We start from the raw sequence: 22,140 nt of genomic DNA on the forward strand, positions 1-22,140 counted from the left end.
TTTTCTCCTCCTCTCATTTTTTAATGCTGTATGTCAATGGCAGCATTTTTTTTATATTCCACAAGAAGTATTCACTGCTTCCTTCTGCGCCTCCAACACTCCAGCAATACTGCTTCGGAGTTTCAGGCGTATTCACCTTCTGCATTTCTTTTATCTCGCATTTTTTCAAAACATCTTCCATATCGTATTGCGCGCAAATCAATGACGAGTCCGGCTGCACAACGGTTATACAAAGCATATCCACATTATATTTCGTTCCATTTTCAGCAAACCCACAAGCGTTATATTCTCCGTATTTTCCGTTGTCACTGCGATATATTCCCATATTTTTGATAATAAGACTCTTACCTTGTTTTTTGTACGATTCCCCATACAAATATGTCTGACTGTACCGAAAGTTTTCGCTTGTGCCTACAGGCAGACCGGTCGCAAGCCGTGTACCGTCCTTATACAAGTCAAAGGTATTGTCCTGCGTATTCACAATTCCGGTAAGATGAAACTCTGTGCCGCTGTCTATATAACCGCATTCCTTATCATCACCGGCAATGAGCATATTGTCCGCAGCTCTTATTTTGGCAAGTCCCACACCGTTATAGCTCATTAAACCCACACTGCTCGAATTGTAAACATATTCATAGGTCTTTCCGTTATAAACAAAATCGTAATCTATAATCAGATACTTTCCCTTAACAGATTTTGTTTCTTCCGCAATCCTCAAATACAGTGGTCTGTAAACCTCATTCATTTCAAGGTAGCTTGCTTCAGCCGATTTTTTGACAGATATTGCACTGTTGTCTTCATGCGTTACCGAATACGCGCTCAACCAATCCCATTTTATATTCGGATACTGATTCTTTAATTCAGAGATTGAACCATTTTGATTGACGGGAAAATAAATTGCCACATCCTCATTCTCTGTTACAATATCCGAGAAATCAACATACCCGCTGCGCAACACGGAATCATAATTTTCTGTAAAACTCATAGAATTTTTCAACTCTTTGAGAATATATATCGTTGATGCATTGCCGCTGCGTCTTTCTTCAACTTTGAATCCGTCCTGTATTTCAATGCTGCCGTCAACCTCATTATCCGATAAATCATATACCGTTAACGCATTGCCGTTATCCGGCGCAAGCGTACTCTTAAGCTTATCCGCCGTCATGTTTTTTGGGAAATACACCGCATCGCCATATATAAATTTTGAGGCAATTATTTCTGTACAATATTGATTTTTCCACTCATTAAGCGGTATATATTCAATCGGTTCAGCCGAGGACTCTGAGGAAACAGGCGTTATCCTTACAGTTATGTTTATATCACCCTTTACACTTCCGTGCAGGGCAAGCTTTCTGTAGCCCGAATTTGAATATTGCCTTTCATCTGCCGCCGGAGAAGTATCAAGCTGATACGCATCCATAACGACCAGCTCAAGCGGTTGATTTGAGATAAACTCAAATTTAACGGTTTCTCCATTTCTTCTAAGATAAGCTGTGTTTCCGGAAAGCTGCACCTCCGCTTGTGTATGGAAAAATGAATAAAACTCATTTTCTTCCGTTTTATTTTTAAGCGTGATTTCATCACAAACAATCGCGGTTTTTCTATTGTCTGTTAAGGCATAGCCTCTTTTTGCCGAATCGGCTGCATTTGCATATGAATCCGATATATCTACAATTGCATAGCTTTCATCATATGTGCTGTTTTTTTCTGCCAGACTCTGGTTTGTAGTTTCAAGCTGCTGTCCTGCGGACTTATCCGGATTGATGACATACACATTATTTCCCTCTGCGCGGACGCGGTATGCTGTAGGCGGATTTTCCGCCGTGCCGGCTCCGTAATTTGGTATAATGTAATTGTCCCTGCCCAAGTCGCATATCCAGCGCGTTCCCAAAGCGTCAAAAACAAAGCACCCCGAATCGTAATTCATATGTCCATCAAGGTTTGAGCCGCAATGATAGCCAAGATACGAATCGTCCTCGCTAAAGCCGCTGCGCATCATACCTGTTTCCACACCCACGAAATATTTGTCAAGCGGCTGATTTTCGGCAACAACCGTTTCCGCCGGCAGATATGCCAAATCAAAAAATGAAACCGCAGCATTACCATTAAATATTTCATTTTGTCTGAACGCTGCATGATCGTCGTTCAAATAACGCTTTGACAGCCACGAAACATTCGCCGAGCTGATTTCGTGATCTGCACAGTCGCCAAAATTGAAATAGCCGTCAATGCCTTTCATCGCTTGCATAAAGTCCGCAGTATGCGAAAGCGGCGGATAATCGGCATAACCGTAGCTTGTTCCGGCGGAGGCTTCAAGACTTGCAAGCATTGACACAAGCGGAAAACCGCCGTAGCCCCAATATAACACGCCTTCCGTCCAGCCGCCGTCCGGCGCATATACCGGAAGCGAATACTCTATGCTCCTGAGCGCGGTTTCCAATACCTTGCTTGCTTTTTCCGGATACTTATCCATAACGGCAATCGCACCCATACTTAAACCGCCGTTGCATACAAAATTCCAGTTTCCGAGAAGCTTGTCATCTTCACCGATATTTTGAAGCCACTTTATCTGATATGGCCAGTCACCGTATGCTGCCTGCAATCCGTAATCCAACCCCTTTGAAACAATCCATGTTTCAAGCATTGTCCGCTCATTTTCGTTCCAGTAGTCATAAAGCCAGTCATATGCTATCGCCATGCCATAGGTTGCGCCTGCCGTATCCAGAAAATGTGCCGGATTCCAGTTGTCTGCATTCCCAAGGGCACACATATCTTCCCATAGCCGGTTTTTGTATTTTTCGTCCTTTGTGTAAAGGTAGGCAAAGCTAAGCGGTATAGTTCTGTTATGAATTGTTACTATATCCGGACATACCAGCCCGCTACCGTCAACCCTGCCGACATATATCGGCTTTGAATCAAGATATCCATCAGCTTCATTTAGCAACTGCTGCGCATATGTATGCTTCCAGCCGCCTGATTTGCATTCGTTCAATATCCGGTTCATCTGCGATTTATTGACAAGCAGTCTTGGATGTCCCGCTCCGCCGTCTTCAAAATCACCAAGTATTTTTTCACTTTTCGGACGATCGAAAATAAGATACCCTGATAATTCCCTGTACTCATGGGAGTCAGCCTTAAAACTGTCAAAGCTCCCTTTTCCCATGATTCCAAAGCCTTGTTCTGCGCCGCTTGTATCTGCAAACCAATTTAGCTTTAACGCTTTTGCCGCCGATGAAATCTCACAATAGGTTATGTTATCCTTCTTTACAGACCCGACTGCGGTTTGATTTACCAATATTTTTTCGCCGTTATCGGTTACTTCCGCATTAAAACCCTTTTGCAGCAGTTCAATCGGAATATAATACACGCCTTCATCATCGATAAACGGACTGTTTTCGACAGAAACTCTTTTACCTGACACAAGAGCTTTTTTGCTCATTGTGTGGAATGCTGTACCGCCCTTTGCCTGTGCAACCGCCACGCTATTATCCGCAAACGGGTACGACGAATATGTCAGGTTGCCTTTTCTTTCGCCCTCGTACAGCGCAATCTTGTCAATATACAAATTAGCTGTTCCGGTTTTGTTATACATATACAGCCGCCATTTTGAAAATGCCGAACCGTTACTAAACCGTATGCCGTTCGTAAGTCTGACATCGTCCTTGTACACATCATAAGTTTGTTTTTCCAAATCTATAACACACTCAAGATGCGCAAAATCGCTGCCGATATTTCCTATTGTTATGCCGTCATACGTAACCAAGCTGCCGTTTGATTTCAGCTTGACAAAATCAGAATAGGTATTATCGGAATATTTTACAGCAAACAAGTTGACCTCTCCGACATACCCGTCGGTGTTGTTCCATTTAAAATATCCATCCTCAACAATCTTTGAAGCGTTTGTCGGTTTATCGATTTCTATATATAAATCCGAGGATATGCGCCGCATTCTTATGCATTTTCCGTTCATTCCATCCGAATCATATCCGATAAAGCTGTCTTTTGCCGCAACGGTAATTCCAAGTCTTTCGATATCGACAGCGTCATCAAAATCATGTCTGAACAGGAATGTCACATCGTCCGATACCGCCGCATTAGCGGCAGTATCAAACAATGACATGACTACAAATACAATCAGCCCAAGTAATAAAATTCTGTTTTTTCTTAAACATATACAGGTTGACATTATTATACCTCTTAATTACCATATACATAGAATTCAATAATAGAATTCCATTCGCTCCAAACACCTGTTGCGGGGAAATAACATCTGTTGCAAACAAGGCGAATGAATTTTGCTCTTGTTGTCGGAATTGCGAACACCTCGTTATCCAGAGTTGTCCCGCTTGTGTTACCGCTGTAAACCGTTGTATAATTTATGCCGTCCGTTGACGCCTGTATATCAAAGAACTGCTGACGTTTATTTCCTTCATGTGTTTTAAGCGTTATCTTTGATATATCATATTCTTTGTCAAATTCATACTGAGCATATACCCCTGTGCCCTGCGCCGACCACCTGGTTTTGCTGTCACCATCCATAATATTGCCTATCGCATTTTCCGCCTGTGGCTGATGACTTGCAATAATATCCGACGGATTGAGCAATGTTGCATCGGTTACTCCGGTATTCATTGACATGATTTTAAGCGTATATACTCTAAAGTTTAGCGGATAATTTTTCTGATATACAGTAAACGAATATTCCCCATTGCCATTGTTTGTTATAACTACATCCGCATTTTCATCGGTTGTATATGCGTCAACCGAGATTCCTCCCCCATCCGAAACAAAGTAGGTGTAATTTTCGATATCTGCATTAAACATAGAATACGGATTGCCGTTTATTGTAATCCCATCAAGTTTCAGCTGTGCTTTTTCTGTTCCGCTCTCAGGCACAAGCGCCCAGTCGGACATGGGCTGATTTTGCACCGATGCAAAATCTACGCCGCCAATTTGGGGAGTCAATGTAACCATGATATCAATGTTTCCTTTGACCTCGCCGCAGATTGCAAGTTTCTTAAACTTTGAGTTATCCTTTTGGTCATAATCCAGCGTTGGCGATGTCTCCATCTGATATGCCTCCATGACCTTAAATTCAAGCGGCTGATTTGTATCAAGTTTCACCTGCATTGTTTTGCCTTTATCCCTTAAATATGCCGTCTTTGAATTCGCAATCTCTATTTCTGTTCCGGTATGCAGGAATGAATAAAACTTATGCGTTTTATCATCTTTAAGCTCTATCTCATCCTTTATCACGGCAACTTTACGGTTATCGGTAAGTCTGAAACCTCGCTGTGCTTTGTTCGCCACATTTGAATACGATGCGGTTATGTCTATAACAGCAAAAGAATCTTCATCATTGCTCTCGCGCCGAACAAGTCCCTGACCGTAGGTTTCCTTTACCTGCCCCATTGAGTCATCCGGGTCAAAAACATAAACATTGTTGCCCTCTGCTCTCATTCTGTAATAGGTTGAGGTATTTCCGTTATATCCGTCTCTGCCCAAGTCGCATATCCAGCGGGTTCCCATTATATCATATACAAAACACCCTGAGTCATAATTCATGTGTCCTGCCATATTTGTTCCGCAATGATAGCCGAGATACGAATCGGATTCCGACGTCCATCCCGAACGCATCATTCCGGTTTCTTCATACTCAAAATACATATCCTTAGCCAGCTTTTCAACCGAATCGGTACCGAGAACAAAAGGCATAAATGCCAAATCGTATGCGGCAACCTCCGCGTATTTTTTATTCAGATAGTTCAGTCTGAACTCCGCTATTCCTATGTCATCATATGCATTTGCAAACCACGACATCGGAGTGGTGTTCTGCCATGAATAATCGCAATCTCCGTAATTGAACATATTTGTTGCACCGCACATTGCCATCATGTAGTACGATGATTTTTTCAGCGGCTTGTAATCATCATAACCGAACGCTGTCCCAAGTCCCGACTTCAGCGCCGCAAGCAAGCTCACAACGGAATATCCGCAATACCCCCAGTACAACGGGCCTTCGGCCCATGCACCGATCGGAGCGTATGACGGCCACATATATTCGATGTGTCTGAGACCGCTCTCAATAACCTGCGCCGCTTCATCCGGATATTTATCCATAACGGCAAGCGCACCTATAATCATACCCGCCTGGCAAACCGCTGCCCAGTTTCCAAGCGGTACATCATCCTCGCCAATTGGCTCCAACCATACGATATTATAATACCATTCATCAAATTCTGCCTGCAAAGCGTATGAAATACCGTTATTGTATATCCAGGTTTCAAATTTTTCTCTTTGGTCATCCGTCCAATAATCATACAGCCAGTCATACGCTATTGCCATACCGAATGTACCGCCGCCAACATCAAGAAAATGATCCGGATTCCATGCGTCCATGCTGCCCATGCGTTCCATATCCTGCCATAATCTGTTTTTATACTTATCATCCTTTGTGTATAAATACGCAAGCGAAAGCGGTATTGTCCGCTCCCAGATTGTAACAATGTCGCTAAGTCTTATTCCATCCGATTTTGTCAACAGGATTTCAGGACTTGTTACATATCTGTCTGCCGTTTTAAGCAAATCATTGACATATGTGTTTTTCCAACCGGGCAGTTTTATTTGCCACAGCATATTATCCATCTGGGATTTATCCAAGACACATCTTGGATGTTGATTTTTTGATATGCTGTTAAAAAGCCTTAAAATTTCATCTTTTTTAGGTCTTGTAAATATAAGATAATTACTTATTTCTCTGAAGTTATATGAATTTTCCTTATATTTTGAAAAATCGGAATTTCCTATTGCACCAAACCCTGTTTCCGCACCTTCACCATCGTAAAAGTAATTCAGTTTCAACACATTTTGAGCTAAATCTTCAATTTCGACATAAATTAAGTCATTAACTTTCTTTGATTTAACATTAACCGAGTTAACCTTTACTTGTCCATTTTCCTCAATAACCGCAGCATTAAAGCCCTTTTCAATAATTTCCTGAGGCAGCCAATAACCATCATCGTCCAAAATAGGTGCTGATGACACATCAATACGCTCTCCGTTAACCAAAATACGTTTTGCGTATGTATTGAAAGCCACCGCTCCGTTCGCTTGTTCTACCGCAACGGAATCATCGGCAAACTTGTAATATGAATGACCGTTTATCATGTCGTTCGTTCTTTTGTCCATTGATTCTGCCGAATATACCGCCAACTTATCAATGTTAATCTTTGATCCGTTTCCGTACGGCCACATATAAATACGCCATTGTCTCAGTGTGTCAAAGTTCGTACCGCAGCTAAGTGGAATTTCGCCTTTCAACAGATTGCCGTTTTTATATATTGCATAAACCCCTAAATCGGTGTCAACCTCGCAGACAAGATTTACCCATTCCTTTGCCGGAATTTTGCCGATAATCTCGCCGTTTGACGGTATGTACACATCACCTGTTGTCGTCATATGAAGCAAACCAACATCGACACCGGCATGGGATTTTGCAGTAAACAGCGATATTTCGCCGCCGTTTGAACCCTCCCACGACATCGTTATATCCTCGTAAAACATTCTGCCGGTTTTGTTATATAACTGCTCAAACAAAATATTTATGTACGGATCGGACGCCTTTCTGATACACTCAAGATATTTATTCCCGTTTTCCTCTGTACAAACCTTCATAGAGTTCGAATCGGATTTAAGTACCCTTTGAAACTCTCTGTGCGTACCTTTATAGTTAAGCATTGTTTCCATCGGAACATAAATGTTATCAAAATCCTCAAAGAAATATTCCGCATTCTCCGGCTGTCGTATCTTCTTCTCATCCTTTACAGCTGCATCCGTTTCATTATTATACTTTTCGCTCGGATAGGCACTGGCTTTTGTTAATCCGGAGTTAATCATCAAATTATCAATTTTTACGATTGTTCCGCTCTTTTCACTTTTAAAGTTAGAGTAAATTGACGATATGTCCGTGTTATTGATTGGCAAAACATAATCTGATAAAATGTTTTTGCCGTTCACACTTACGCTGTACCTGTTTGTTTCGGTATTTATACTCAATGCAACAGGAAACCACTTATTTACCGGAGCATATGCACTTAATTTTTTACCGTCCCAAGCCTTGTTGGTTCCACATAAATCATACGAAGCATTATTTTTATCCTTAATGCCGAAAAATACAGCATTAGTGGTTTTCTTCGTTAAATACATATCGAATGATACTGTATAAGACATTAGAGGGATTCCGGCGTTCCAACTCAGTACACTCGTGTCGCTTCCAAGAACCATCTGCAACACTTTGTTTTTATTGCCATCTAATTCTACTGTTGCGCCCGCAACATATTCATCAATACTCTGATGAGTCTTATATGTAGAAAAGCCATCATACTTTAAAACCGCAACTTTTTCTGCTGCATATGCGTTTATCGGTGCAATACTTGTTGTCCCCAACAAAATTGAAACTACCAACGACATGCATACCGCTTTTTTCAATACTTTCATTACATAACCTCCTATCCTTTAACAGCTCCAATCATTACACCCTTGGTAAAGTATTTCTGTACAAACGGATAAATACATACCACCGGCAGTGTAGCAACAATGATAGTCGCATACTTTATGGATTCTGCAACATTTTGCATTTGGTCAACACCTGTTTCACCGGTATTGACATCATTTTGTATCAAAATCTGTCTTAATATTAACTGAAGCGGCCACCTATCAGAATTTCTCTGGAGGTATATTGACGCATCGAACCATGCATTCCATCGCGTTACGGCATAATACAAGGCAATAACTGTGAGAGTAGGTTTTACAAGCGGCAACATGATCTTAAAAAGAATCTTTATTTGGCTTGCTCCATCAATCAACGCACTCTCTGTTAAGCTTTCCGGTATGGAAGAAAAACCTGTTCTTAAAATAATCATATTATATGTGCTTATTGAGGCAGGGATAATTAACGCCCAAATGTTGTCCATCAAACCTATGTTCTTAACAAGCATATATGTTGGTATCAGTCCGCCGGAAAAAAACATAGTAAATATAATTATCTTTGTTGCTATTGAGTTTAACATAGGTCCCTTTTTGGATAAAGGATATGCACACATAGCCGACAGAACCACATCCAAAATTGTACCTACAACAACTACAAATATTGTATTCATATATCCTGTTAATAACAGCTTATTACTAAAAACCATCTTATACGCCTGAATGTTGGCGTCTATAGGCAGCCAAAGTGGTCTGCCTCCGTTTCTGAGCAATGCATTTGAATCACTGAAAGATGCATTCAAAACAAAAATCAGCGGATAAATCGCAATAAATGACAGAAACAACATTAAAACAATGTTAAAAACCTCAAAGACTTTACGGGAATTACTTTTCTTAATCATCTATAAAATCCTCACTTAATTCACTTTTTTACCATAATGATGTTTCAGATACATGTTTACTGATAAAGTTTGTCGCAATTACAAATACAAAGTTTATTATAGAATTAAACAAACCTGCCGCAGCAGACAATGAATAGTCTGCATTCGTGATACCCTTTTTATATATGTAATATGACAATGTTTCAGCCTTTTCTGCATTGAGCGAATTTATAAGCAAAAGTATCTTTTCATTATTTGTTGTGAAAACCGCGCCAACACGCAGGATAAGCATTATTATAATTGTTGGTGCAAGGCAAGGCAAGGTAACGCAAAGCATTTGCCTAAACTTGCCAGCACCATCTATTTCAGCGGCCTCATAAAGCTGCTGATCAATACCTGCTATTGCCGCAACATATATTATTGATCCCCATGCTGCCTCCTGCCAAATGTCAGATCCTATAAATATTGTTGCAAACAAATTTGCATTGTTCAAAAGTGACTCTTTTATACTAACTCCCGGAAACAGCGAAACCATAGATGATATGACGCCATCCTTTGCCAAGAACACTTTCAGCATACCGCAAATTACAACCATAGATATAAAATGCGGTATATATGTTGCTGTTTGAACAAACTTTGTGAAAGTTTTGTTTGTCAGCTCATTTATTAAAAGTGCCAGAATTATGGGGATGGGGAAGCCCACTACTATTCCCTTTAAGCTCAGTGATATAGTGTTCCATATATCTCTTGAAAAGTACGGATCAGAGAAAAATCGTCTGTAATTTTCAAGACCCACCCATTCGCTGCCGCTTATACCAAGTCTCATATTATAGTTCTGAAACGACATCAATGTACCGTACATCGGGATATACTTAAAAATAACATACCAGATAAGCGGAACTAAAAGAATTAGATACAACTCCTTATTTATCCTCAAATCTCGTTTCAATCTTGCTGTTAAACCATGCTTCACCATCCGCGCCCCTCTCTCTCAACACTATAAAATATCAGTTGTTTTTTGAATATGTATCATATGCATCCTGATGCATTTTTATAAGCTCATCCAGCTTCAGTTTCTTTAATGTATTACGCATTTCGCTGATACCTTCTTCTGTATCAACGCGACCTGTTATGATTTTTGCAATCTGCTCATCAATATATGTGTTTATCGGTGTAGTTAAATCATTGATACTTTTTGCATTATCGCTGCTTATATAAAGCGGCGGCATCATATATTTGTCTACATCCGTATCATTTGCATACTGAAGACCCAATCGCTGTTCCGGGGTATTGTTTACCTGAAGCAGATACCACTTGCTTTGTACCGAAATCGGATTTCCGACTGAAGCATATTTTGTTAATGCATTAGATATGGAGGTTCCCGGTATGCGCTTTTCGGGATCGGTAATTATATCGGTATAGTGCGGATATACTTCTCCGTTTTCATCCGCTTTCATTGTATAGCTTACACCTTCTTTACCGAAATTCCATATTTTTTGTCCTTCTTCTGAGTAACCAAAGTCAATAAAGCGTGCTGCGAGTTCTTTTTTCGTTGAGGTATACCCTATTGCGGCACCTGCCTGGTGAACGCGCGACTGCGACATATTCCACATAGGTTTTTCGCCCTTTGTCTGCGCCGGCACCTTTGTCGGTGCGAATCTGATTCCGCTGTCTTTGCTTACCGCGCTCATATATGTGCCTAATCCTCCGCCTACCGCTCCGTAAAACGACGCGCACTCGCCGCTTGTAACAATCTGGGATATTCTTGATGAGGTCTGATCAACAAATTCGGGATCAAGCAACCCATTTTTATACCAACGCGCCATAGTTCTTAAATATTCGTAATAGCCGTCCTCGTTGGCTCCGAATTTAACGGTGTTGCCCTCATGATAAAAACCGTTCATAACACCAAATCCGCTCAAAAACGGAGCAGTAGTATTATCTATTCTTATTGTTATCGGATACTTTACGCCCATTTCTTTGAACTTTGTAAGCGTTTTCTCCCACTCGTCAACAGTTTCCGGAGCCTGAAGTCCGGCTTTGTCAAGCAAATCCTGGCGTGTTACATAAAGCATATAGCTTCTGAGAATATCATCACCCAGAATCATCGGGGCATAAAAATACCGACCGCTGAGAGCTTTTGTCTGCTTATCGTATTCAGGGTTCTCATCGAGAATTTTTTTCAAATTGGGCATTGCTCCACCGCTTAAATACGGCGTTAAATCAGTCAGCGTTTTATCATCAAGATACGAGTCGGCCTCAGGATTTCTCCAACCCCCGCATATAATAACATCAGGAAGGTCATCCGATGCAAGCATCAGATTAAATCCATCATCTTCACTGCCAACCGGCGCAGATTCAAAATTGGTTTTAATACCGGTCGCTTCTTCGAGATATTTTTTGAATTCGGTGTCATTCAAAGAACTCACATATTGATTCGGAGTAAAATTCTTAACATACACTCTTAATGTTTCATCAGTTTCGATTGGATATTTATCCGAAAGCTTAAATTCCGGCACCTCATCACTTACTGTTTTTTTACCGCAGCCTGTCACAGATACACACAGAGCTGCCGCCAGCATTCCACATACAACCTTGTTAAATAACTTCATAAAATTCATTTCCTTTCTTTATGCCCAAAAATCAGGCATATTATTTTTGTAGATTTTTCTCATCAATGCTTCAATCAAAAAATAATCTCCCCATACACAACCCGCGTTATGCAGACCGCACTGACCCCCTTCCAATATATTATCCGCATCATCGGATGCCATATATTCCGCCAGTAACACCGACAAAATGTCATCCGCTAATTGAATGCAATTCTCTACCGGCCCGGTAAGCCTACATTTGTTATCTCCATACCCCAGTTTAAGCAGCGCAGAAGCCATTATTGCTGCCGCCGATGTATCTATCATATCCGTGCTTGCTCCAACACAGTTAAAGTCCCATGTCGGTATAAACCGGTCTTTTATTTTTGAATACAAATAATTTATTTCACCGTTAATCGTAGGCAAATACAACTCCGTATCCGATGTTGCCGCAAGCGCATTTATTCCGCCATAAAGCGCCCACATCTGTCCTCTCGACCACGACGAGCCGATTGAATACCCGCAGTAATTCAATTCACCTATCGGGGTACCGCTGTATATATCAAACAAAAACGAATGTCTAAAGCTATAATCACTTCTCATTACATATTGATATATCTTTTGTATATGCGATTCAAACACATGTTTGTAAAACTTATTTCCTGTTTCGGAATATGCCCACATAATAATAGCAAGATTCATCATGTCATCAACTATAGTTTGAGCACGCGGCGAATCTACTCTCCCAAAACCTTGAATTATACCTGCTTTAATTCTAAAACGCTTGATCATTTCATCCGCAGCCTTCAGCGAAACTCTGCGCGCCGCCTCGCTGCCCGACACTTTATAGTAAGCGACTGTTCCGAGAGTATATGTAAATCCTGTATCATGACTTATGTCATCAAGCTTTGAATATAAATGTTCCTCATATACTGGCAATGCCTTTTTCAAATAATCAAGATACTTTTCATCTTTATAGTGAAAGTATAAAAGCGCTACCGCACCGTTTAAAAAAGAACGCGTCCAGCCGTCGCCCTGCTCCATGTTAAAATACCCCGGTTCGTACCTGTGATCCTGATTAACCGATTCTTTTTCATACAGTTCGGAATATGGCGGATTATTATTCATTCTTCGCTCTATCTTTGGTCTGATAACATCAATTATACTTTTATATTCCATGTTTTTACTGCCTTTCCATATTAACGTTAACGATAATGTTTTTTGTAATGTTAGCATATCACATATATACATATTTGTCAACAATATTTTTTTGTTTTTTGAGCAATTTTATAATAAAATTTTGAGTAAAAACACTCTTGCGCATCCTAGCTTTAAAACTTTTTCAATATAAAACATTGACAAAATCTGCCGATTACTGTATTATTATGATTGGATATTTATATTTAACTTTAACGAAAGGAGTGTCATTATATTCTGATTGCTGAATAATGACAATTTCTGGTATGAGTGTAACATTGGCAGATATAGCAAGAAAAACCGGTTATTCCGTAAATACAATATCGCACGCATTGAACGATAAACCCGATATCTCAAAAAAGACAAAGGAATACATTGTTAAAACCGCGGACGAAATGGGGTATATTCCCAATTCTTATGCGAGTGCAATGCGTTCCGGAAAGAGCAAAAGCGTCGCTATTATAGTAGGCGATATCTCAAACCCTCACTTTTCCATAATGATTAAGGAAATGGAAAATAAGCTGAAAGAGTACGGATATACGGCTATTGTTTTTAACACAGACGAAAGCAGCGAAAACGAAAAGTCCGCAGTTATATCTGCAATAAGCAAAAACGTGGACGGCATAATTATCTGTCCCACACAAAAAAACGCAAGCGTTACCAAGCTGTTAAACAAGCAGCACATTCCCTATATATTCTTTGGCCGTAACTACGAGAACGACAACTCTAATTATGTTGTTTGCGACGACTTTAAGGGCGGGTATTCCGCCGCCGACTATCTTATTAAATTAAAACACACCCAAATATTATACATTAACACCAACGAATATATATCAAGTGCAAAAAAGCGTCGTCAAGGCATCATCAAGGCGTTCGTCGAAAACAATATTCCTGTATCAAATCTGATTGTAAAAGAAATTGACACCAAAAGCGACACCGCCTCTATAGAGCAGGTTTTAAATCAGGAAAAAGGCAAATTTTCGGCAATCATCTGCTTTTCCGACTTTATCGCGCTTGAGGTCATGTACCTTGTAAGAAAATCCGGGTTAAACATTCCCGACGACATTTCCGTTGTCGGCTTTGATAACATTGCGTCAAGATACCATTTTCCGATTCTTCTCACAAGCGTATCTACCTCAAAAACAAAAATGTCGTTAAAATCCGTTGACACACTCGTAGGTCTGATAAACAAAGAACTCACCGCTCCGCAGCAACACATATTGCCGACAAAGCTGATTGCAAGAGAAAGCACCTGTGAGAATAAACATCTTTAATCCCGTCTGTTATGCGGCGAGAGCGTTTGATGCTCTCGCCGTTTTGCCGTTTTGCAGCTCTGCGCCCGTACGGTTTTATTTACTGTATTTATATGACTTATACTTCTCTGTTTTAAATTTTTTTAAGTCGCCAAACGCCGTTTCCTCATCAGCGCTATAGCAACACAGTCTGCAATAATACTCATCATCCTTCTTATCATAAAACAATTCCGAATCAATATCCCTGCGCATACACTCGGGACACCGGATTACCTTATTTTCAGCCATGTCACAACCTCCTCTCCCGCTTTAACCGTAGTATGTTCACAGATCATTGTATAATACGGACGGAACATATAGCCCTCTTCTGCCGTAAAGCGCGCATTTTTATCCTCGGTTATCAGCTCAACGGTTGTATTAAGCTGCGGAACATAACACCCCACGCATGACGCATTATTCGATGCGATTTTTCTGTCCTCATAATTTGCAGAGAGGCTCAATTCACCGTTTTTATCATCTATATACAGCCTTGTTCCTTTGTAATCTTCGGGTAGAACCCCCGTTCCTTTAGTTCCGCGGAACTGTTCTTTAACACTGTATTCCTTCTGAGGCTCTGATGATGACAAAATCTTTCTCCTAATTGCAATTCTGCCATCTTTTTTGATTAAAAATATGCTCTGTACATCAATAGTCGCATTGTCAACGTCCAGCTCCACAGGCTCCAATATCAGCGCTATGTCCCCGTTTTCTTCTTTTTTTACGGACGCTGTTGTCCTATGTTCAAAAAGGTTCTCGCCGTTTATAAAGCAGGTATGGCATGATTCTCTGTGCCAATTATGCAGCACATACGGATAACTCCCTGTCCACATAACATCGCTGTCGGGTCCCGGAACAATGCTCAATCTTCCCGCATACGGTCTTAAATCAACAATAGCGCCGCCGAGGTTCGGGTCTATTGTTATTCGGTATTCACTTCTTGAACACCAAAACAGCTGCCTTTTACTTCCCATGAGCAAATCGTTCCAAAGGTTAATATCCGCCGTGTCATAATTACACAGCTTATTATGTATATCGGCATACTCTGCCATAGTGCAAACCTTTGCCTCACCATTATCCTCATTGTCTTTATAAATTCTAAGCGTCTGACAATACAAATCTCTTGAATCCTCAACAGTTTCTTCAAAATTTTTGCCTTCATCAAGCCATAACGCATTTACAAGAGTATTATAATATACGGCTTTGTTGTAACTGCTCTGCTTTTTCCATTCATCAAAAAAGTCATACAAATACTTACATTTGTTCCCTTCGTTCACCATGCCGCGCTGTACATTGGCGGAATGACTGGAAAAGCAGTCGTCGCGCCCTATGTGCGCCATCATCATATCCCTGTTAAGGTGCGGCACCGCCACTATTCCGATAGCGTCCGCCTCATCATATGCCGGACACATACTGTTTTTCTTTGACGGATAGTACGCTCCCCACGGACTGCCCTCACAAAACAGATTCCAGCCGTGGCGGTTACCATCGTACATATGTATGCCTTCCTCAAAGCAATTCATTATTGCTATCTTAAACTCCGGATATTTTTCCTTCATCCAAATAAGGATAGGTGCAGACATATAATAAAACGCAACCGATTTCGGATAATATCCGAACGCCGCCTTAAACCTTTCAAAATGCTCCTCAACCATAATTTTCTGCTGTTCAAACGGCATCAGATGCAGCTGACCCTCTCTGGTTTTACTGAATTCCGAATACTTTTCGCCTATTAAGAACTGCATATTTAATCCAAGTTCATCGCCGTACTTTTCCGACTGCTCTATGCAATATTTTACATAATCCTCCACAAAAAGCACATCATAGCTGACAAGAAGCGTAGTTTTTAATCCGAGTTTGTGCGCCTCGTCCTGTTGAAACTTTAAAGGCTCTATTGTATAATCAACAGAACTGTCATTGGAAATTTTGTGAATAACATTACAGTATAACACTTTAATCGCTCCTTTATAAATTTTTTATTCAACAATATTCAGCTTGCCGTTATCATAATACGCATATGGGCCGTCCTCAACAAGTTTGATTTTTTTGTCACAAACATATTCTATTGATTTTGGTGTAATAAACTTATCAACTCTGCCTATCGGCGCATATCCGTCTTTAAGCGGAATAAATATATAAAGCCTATATTCATCATTATCGTCAAGCCGTATTTTAAACGATTCTCTTTCTTTGAGTACCTTAACCTCTCTTGAAAAGTATTCGTATGCCAAATACTCGTCCGCCTCAAATCCGCAAACCATTTTTCCGCTTATTTCCGCATCAACAGCACGATTTTTTTCGTCCACATTCAACACAGACATTATTCCGCAGCCATTCGCCATGTTTTGCAGCTTTAACGCCTTTCCGCTGTCTAACGCATTTACTACAAGGCAATCCTCGGTCGGCATACATACGTTGTCGCACCTGAGAATTCTTCCGTCGTTTAATATAAGCGGCTTTAAAACATCAGACCTTGTTCTGCCTATCTTGTCGCTGACATATATAGGTCCGCCGCTTATTGCACGAATCAGGCTGTTCTTTTCGTTCTGTCCGTCGTCCGTCCACCACATATCCCAATCGCAGTAATAAAACTGTCCTTGCAATATTGATGTATATGCACACTGCATAACATGGTTGGAAAACCACTCTTTATTTTCCGGCAGAAAGTCACCCGACACTCTTGTAATGGGGCTGGTTGTCCTGTTCCACATATCCTCGCTTGATGTTCCCATACAGTTTATCATACAACCATCAAAAAACTCGCCGGCAGCAGCCTCAAGTCCGCCGTGATATTCGCGCGCAACCCTTCCTACCGTTTCAAGTCCGTAATAATAGCGTCTGGTCATTGACTGATTATCGATTTTTATAAAGTCCGCCCCGCATTTTTTGAAAAATTCAAATACGGTATAATAATACATATATGAGTTATTTCTCTTCCAATCGGGAACAACATAGCCGTTTGACGTTTCAATCAGATAGTCCTTCAGTTTGTCATAAGCGGGTCCGTATTTGTCTATCCCACGCCAATAACCGGTTGTCGGATACCACATTCCCACCTTTAAACCGTATTCCTTTATTTTTGAAATACATTCTTTCAGTCCGTCCGGAAACCTTCTTGGGTCTGCCTCAAAATCGTACAGCGCCGAACGGTGCATTATGTCAAACATTCCCGTATCATCATCATATTCACGATCATAAAAATCCTTCACATGAGCCCACATATCATCAATTATTGCCCACTTGACCGGTACCGATTTTTCCTTCAGCTCATCGCACTTTTCAATAATTCCGTCCTCTGATACGCGTATCTGCATACTGTCCCAGGTACACCAGCCAAGGTATTCAAAAATGTCGGGATAGTTTCTGTTTTCTATGGTATTCACGGGACTTTGCATTGCTTTCAGCGCTGTATCAACACATGACTTAACCAACACATACGGATTTTCGCCTTCGGCACAGACAAACGCCAAATCATCACAAACATAAACATTTTTCTTCCAACAAAAAACCCGTGCGGATAATTCACCGTCTTGATCGCCGCCGACAAAAACGCACTTAAAATGTTCGCCGCAAACAGGCAACAAAACGATATACTTATTGTCACTTTTTTTGATAATTAAAAGCTGCGTTTCGTCCGGAACATCACTCAGATTATTTCCGAAATACGGCTCATTCCAAAACTCACCGTATTTATATACCGAAACATACCCCTCCTGTGCAGCCTTTGCGTGCAGCTTAATAACAATTCCGTTATCCGGGTCAAACGAACCGTTTTCGCTAAGGTCTCCTGCCCTCTCCGCCATTCCGCTTACAAATACCGCAGAAACATTACCGTATTTTCCCTCGTATAAATCAATTTTATTTTCCGCGCTTCTTCCGTCGCAGGTATTAGTAACTACCTTAAAGTCAAAAAGCCTGCTTAAAATGTTTACTCTGTTCATATCCGCTTTCCCATCTCCTTTTATCATAACAATACTGCATTTTCAAAATATTTTGTATAATCGTCTTTTCGGCTTTCTCTGTCTGACAGCTTGTATTTCATTCCAAGCATAGGATATTTCACTCCTGCAAAGGTATTATATCTCATAAGCTCCGTCCTGTGTCCCCCCACAAATTTGGAAATCTCTTTAAGATTTTCCTCCGTATCCGTTATATCCGGTATCAGCGGCACCCTGAAAACAAATTTCTTACCGCTTTTTTTTAAATAATCTATGTTATCCAAAATCTTGGAATTTTCTACGCCCGTATACAGCTTATGTTTCTCCGGATTCATTATTTTTATATCCTGCATAACAAAATCTACCTTGTCAACCACACTCCTGTAGGCATTGCTTTCCGCAAAACCACTTGTCTGTATTGCAATATTAAGTTCGCTTATTCTGTCAATAACCGCACAAACAAACTCCCATTGCAGCAATGGTTCACCGCCCGAAAATGTTACTCCTCCATTAATAAATTGTAACATATTCTTCTGCTTTAGTAAAGACTCGGCAAGCTCCGCGTCACCTATCATTTTTCCGCTGACCGACAGGCAATCGTTTGGGCAGGCATATACGCACCTATTAAATCTTTGGCAAATATCATGATTACACTTAATGCGGCATTTTCCGCACCGACAGCAGCGATTTTCTTTGAACATCAACTGCGGTTCACGGCTTAATCCTTCAGGATTGTGACACCACATGCACCGCAGCGGACACCCCTTCAAAAATACCGTTACTCTTACTCCCGGTCCGTCATGCATCGAACATTCTTTAATATCAAAAATCGTTCCGTTCATAGGGTATATTCCTGTCTTTTTATAACATGATTTTGGAATTCCTTGTCCAACTCAACAAAATATGCACTCCAACCCCAGATACGCACAACCAACTGCGGATATTTCTCCGGGTGCTTTTGTGCGTCCCTCATTTTCTCTATATTGACCACATTCAGCTGTAACTGAATACCCCCAAAAGTTATGTATGCTTTAACCAAAGCCGCAACCTTTTTTACACACTCATCATCAGACACCATACTGTGATGAAATTCAAGTGTCAGCGGACCGCCGTTTACCGCATTAACAAAATCCTGTTTTGTGAACGACTTGATTACAGAAAACGGTCCGTTTATTTTTGCAAAAAGGCTCGGTGAAAAATTAGTTCCAAACGGCTCGCCTTTTCTTCTTCCGTCTGCCGAGGCGCCGATTTCATTCGCATGCCACAAATAATACATCGCACTTCCCGTTCCCGCTCTGAAACTCCCGCCCATGCAGTTTTTGCGCTTGCTTAAATTATCCGAAAAGCATTTCAGCAGGCCGGTTGCTATATTATCAACCCTGTCAATATCATTACCCATCTTCTCTGTATGAAATCGCAGCTTGGGCAAAAGCTCACTGTGCAGTTCAAAATCGCTCTGCACCGCCTCAATCAATTCCTCCTTTTGTATGTCCCGAATCTCATAAATGTGCTTTTTTATTGCATACAACGAATCGGTTGCCGTTGCTATTCCCGTCCCGTGTATACCAAAGTTATGATATTTTATTTCGGGCATATAAACCTTCATAAGCGGTGACGGAATAGTCCATATATCCTTTATCTCGCCGCATATCGAGTCACATTCCTTTGCAATCTCATCATAAACCTTTCCTTCAAAATCATCGAAGGTCTCGCAGGACATCAAATGCTCGTACATTGCCTTGTTTACAACCTTGGGAAACGAAAGCGCACCGATATTGGGAATATCTGCACCCTTCCCCGGTATTATAAACTCCCAACACGCCGCAACGGCATATTCCGCTGCGTCCCGCCTGTCATAGCCGACTCTTTCAAGTCCCTCTATCACAATATCATCATTTGAATACTGCGGAAACCCAAGCCCGGCCTTTGTCAATTCACTGCCGAGTTCAAATATCTCCATGGGTGTATTTTTATTTACGCGCAGATTTATTTTGGGATCTATCATCATCAGATTTTTACTTGCCCTTAAACACAGCTTTGACAGTAAGTTAAACACATAGTTTCCATTCTCGTCTACACCGCCGAGAACCATGCTTTGTCCGTTATCGCCCTGCTGAACGCCCGTATACAAATCACTGTCCTTATTAAACGATATAAAAAAGTCCTCAAGCAGTTCAAGAGCGCTGTCCTCCGTATATATTCCGCCATCCATATCCTTTTTAAGATACGGATACATATATTTATCAAATCTTCCTACAGTATTATGATAGCTCCCCTCAAGCCAAAGTGCGTAGTGTAATATTCTCAAAAACTGCAATGCCTCTCTAAAATTTGCTGCGCCGTACCGCGGTATATTCACCAATGATTCTGCTATATCGGTCCGTCCCTGCTTTTCAGCTTCGGCACGATATCTGTCAGCCAAATCTATTATAGCTGCAATTTCTCTTTTCCCATATTCATCTGCAAATTCCGCTCTTTTAAGCAATCCATCCTTGATTATTTCACCATACTCCGGACACATATTAGACACAAATCCGGATTCATGAACAAAATGCTTTTTCTTTATTTCTATCCACTCTTCATCGGATATAATTTCCGGAAGATTCTTCACAGTCCTAATAAAGCAAATCTTTTCACCCGGTAATATTACAGGGGTTTCAAGCGCACACATTTTCTCGAAACGCTTGCATACTCGTTCCGCAATACTATCGCTGTCTTTTAAGTCAACCACACCTGCTTCGCGTCTGAATTTATAATGCTCTTTATTCAAAATATATTCTTTTAACATATATAGTCATCGCCTCATTCCTTATCGTTAATGTATATATAACAATACCTTATTTTTTGTGCTTTTCAAGAAAGAAATTAAGCAAGTAAAACCTTTTTCCTTGTTCCTGCACAAATCTTTGCAAGCCATATTTTCTTATCGTTCTCATCAGGCAATGTGATTTTTCTCTCATTCATACCCAAGGAATCATATTTTGCACTTCCTAAAGAATGATATGGCTCAATTTCAATATGCACAATGTTTTCCATACTGTCAGCAATATTAGCTATTCCGTTAAAGTGTTCCTCCCGGTCATTGTATCCCGGAATAATCGGACATCGAAGAATAATACTTTTTCCCATTGAATTCAAGGTTTTTAAGTTATTCAGTATAATAATATTATCAAAACCGGTAAATTCTTTATGTAATTTTGCGTCAGTTTCCTTATAATCAAACAAAAACAAATCTACATATTCTGAAATTTGCTTTATTCTAATTTGCGTTGTAAAACCACAAGTTTCGATTATAGTATGTAATCCGTGTGCTTTCGCTTTTTTTAATATGTCCAATAAAAAATCAAATTGAAAAAGTGGTTCGCCGCCGGAAACAGTTATTCCGCCGCCGGAATTATCATAAAAGATTTTATCTTTCATGACTTCTGTGATTATATCATCAGATGAGATTTCGTGTCCAACCTTTTCTAACGCATTACAATTTGTTTTAGTACACTCAAAACACTTTATACACTTATGTCGATCAAATATATGACTGCTGTTGCAAAGACTATGACAACCGGACTTACACATTACAACGCATCTGCCGCAATTTACGCACTTATTCTTATAAAACATAAGTTCAGGTTCAGCTTTATGAGATTCCGGATTATGACACCATACACACTTCAAAGGACACCCCTTCAAAAATACCGTTGTCCGTATCCCGGGACCATCATTTACACAAAATCTTTGTATGTTGAAAACTGTTCCGTTCATA

Annotated in this window: 13 protein-coding genes; 1 reads left to right on the plus strand and 12 read right to left on the minus strand. The window is 40.5% G+C overall.

The genetic code is table 11. The features are described 5' to 3' along the window. Nucleotides 1-13: 13 nt before the first annotated feature. The 6 genes from INF28_RS09445 to INF28_RS09470 are packed head-to-tail and all read right to left on the minus strand — an operon-like array spanning nucleotide 14 to nucleotide 13,135. Nucleotides 14-4,186 (minus strand): hypothetical protein, encoded by a 4,173-nt coding sequence (locus INF28_RS09445; RefSeq protein WP_226393225.1) that lies wholly within the window; start codon nucleotides 4,184-4,186, stop codon nucleotides 14-16. An 11-nt stretch (nucleotides 4,187-4,197) separates the two neighbouring features. Continuing rightward, a complete protein-coding gene (locus INF28_RS09450) occupies nucleotides 4,198-8,496 on the minus strand; it encodes a discoidin domain-containing protein (RefSeq protein WP_226393226.1) in 4,299 nt (1,432 codons plus the stop codon). A gap of 11 nt (nucleotides 8,497-8,507) precedes the next feature. Beyond that, nucleotides 8,508-9,386, minus strand: coding sequence for a carbohydrate ABC transporter permease (locus tag INF28_RS09455; protein WP_226393227.1), 879 nt, complete (start codon nucleotides 9,384-9,386; stop codon nucleotides 8,508-8,510). Between the two features lie 28 nt (nucleotides 9,387-9,414). Further along, nucleotides 9,415-10,341 (minus strand): ABC transporter permease, encoded by a 927-nt coding sequence (locus tag INF28_RS09460; RefSeq protein WP_226393228.1) that lies wholly within the window; start codon nucleotides 10,339-10,341, stop codon nucleotides 9,415-9,417. Nucleotides 10,342-10,372: 31 nt separating this feature from the next. Continuing rightward, on the minus strand, nucleotides 10,373-11,977 hold the full coding sequence (locus INF28_RS09465) for an extracellular solute-binding protein (RefSeq protein WP_226393229.1): 1,605 nt from the start codon (nucleotides 11,975-11,977) through the stop codon (nucleotides 10,373-10,375). 18 nt (nucleotides 11,978-11,995) lie between these two features. Beyond that, nucleotides 11,996-13,135 carry a glycoside hydrolase family 88 protein gene (locus INF28_RS09470; protein ID WP_226393230.1) on the minus strand — a complete coding sequence of 380 codons (1,140 nt, stop codon included), beginning with the start codon at nucleotides 13,133-13,135 and terminating at the stop codon, nucleotides 11,996-11,998. Between the two features lie 284 nt (nucleotides 13,136-13,419). On the opposite strand from INF28_RS09470, the gene INF28_RS09475 reads away from it, so the two are divergent. Further along, nucleotides 13,420-14,427 (plus strand): LacI family DNA-binding transcriptional regulator, encoded by a 1,008-nt coding sequence (locus INF28_RS09475; RefSeq protein WP_226393231.1) that lies wholly within the window; start codon nucleotides 13,420-13,422, stop codon nucleotides 14,425-14,427. A gap of 75 nt (nucleotides 14,428-14,502) precedes the next feature. On the opposite strand, the gene INF28_RS09480 is transcribed toward INF28_RS09475, so the two are convergent. The 6 genes from INF28_RS09480 to INF28_RS09505 all read right to left on the minus strand — a co-directional run bounded on the left by INF28_RS09480 (nucleotide 14,503) and on the right by INF28_RS09505 (nucleotide 22,139). Beyond that, on the minus strand, nucleotides 14,503-14,694 hold the full coding sequence (locus INF28_RS09480) for a hypothetical protein (RefSeq protein WP_226393232.1): 192 nt from the start codon (nucleotides 14,692-14,694) through the stop codon (nucleotides 14,503-14,505). Further along, complete coding sequence (locus INF28_RS09485; RefSeq protein WP_226393233.1) at nucleotides 14,676-16,394, minus strand: hypothetical protein; 1,719 nt, start codon at nucleotides 16,392-16,394, stop codon at nucleotides 14,676-14,678. Before INF28_RS09485 ends, INF28_RS09480 begins: the two co-directional genes overlap by 19 nt. Nucleotides 16,395-16,418: 24 nt before the next feature. Continuing rightward, nucleotides 16,419-18,383 (minus strand): Sip1-related alpha-galactosidase, encoded by a 1,965-nt coding sequence (locus tag INF28_RS09490; protein WP_226393234.1) that lies wholly within the window; start codon nucleotides 18,381-18,383, stop codon nucleotides 16,419-16,421. A gap of 23 nt (nucleotides 18,384-18,406) precedes the next feature. Continuing rightward, complete coding sequence (locus INF28_RS09495; protein ID WP_226393235.1) at nucleotides 18,407-19,222, minus strand: glycyl-radical enzyme activating protein; 816 nt, start codon at nucleotides 19,220-19,222, stop codon at nucleotides 18,407-18,409. Next, nucleotides 19,219-21,168 (minus strand): pyruvate formate lyase family protein, encoded by a 1,950-nt coding sequence (locus INF28_RS09500; protein WP_226393236.1) that lies wholly within the window; start codon nucleotides 21,166-21,168, stop codon nucleotides 19,219-19,221. Before INF28_RS09500 ends, INF28_RS09495 begins: the two co-directional genes overlap by 4 nt. A 77-nt stretch (nucleotides 21,169-21,245) precedes the next feature. After that, nucleotides 21,246-22,139, minus strand: coding sequence for a glycyl-radical enzyme activating protein (locus INF28_RS09505; protein WP_226393237.1), 894 nt, complete (start codon nucleotides 22,137-22,139; stop codon nucleotides 21,246-21,248). Nucleotide 22,140: the final 1 nt, after the last annotated feature.

The organism is Ructibacterium gallinarum (genome assembly GCF_014982785.1).
In the GTDB taxonomy this organism is placed as follows: Bacteria; Bacillota; Clostridia; order Monoglobales; family Monoglobaceae; genus Ructibacterium; species Ructibacterium gallinarum.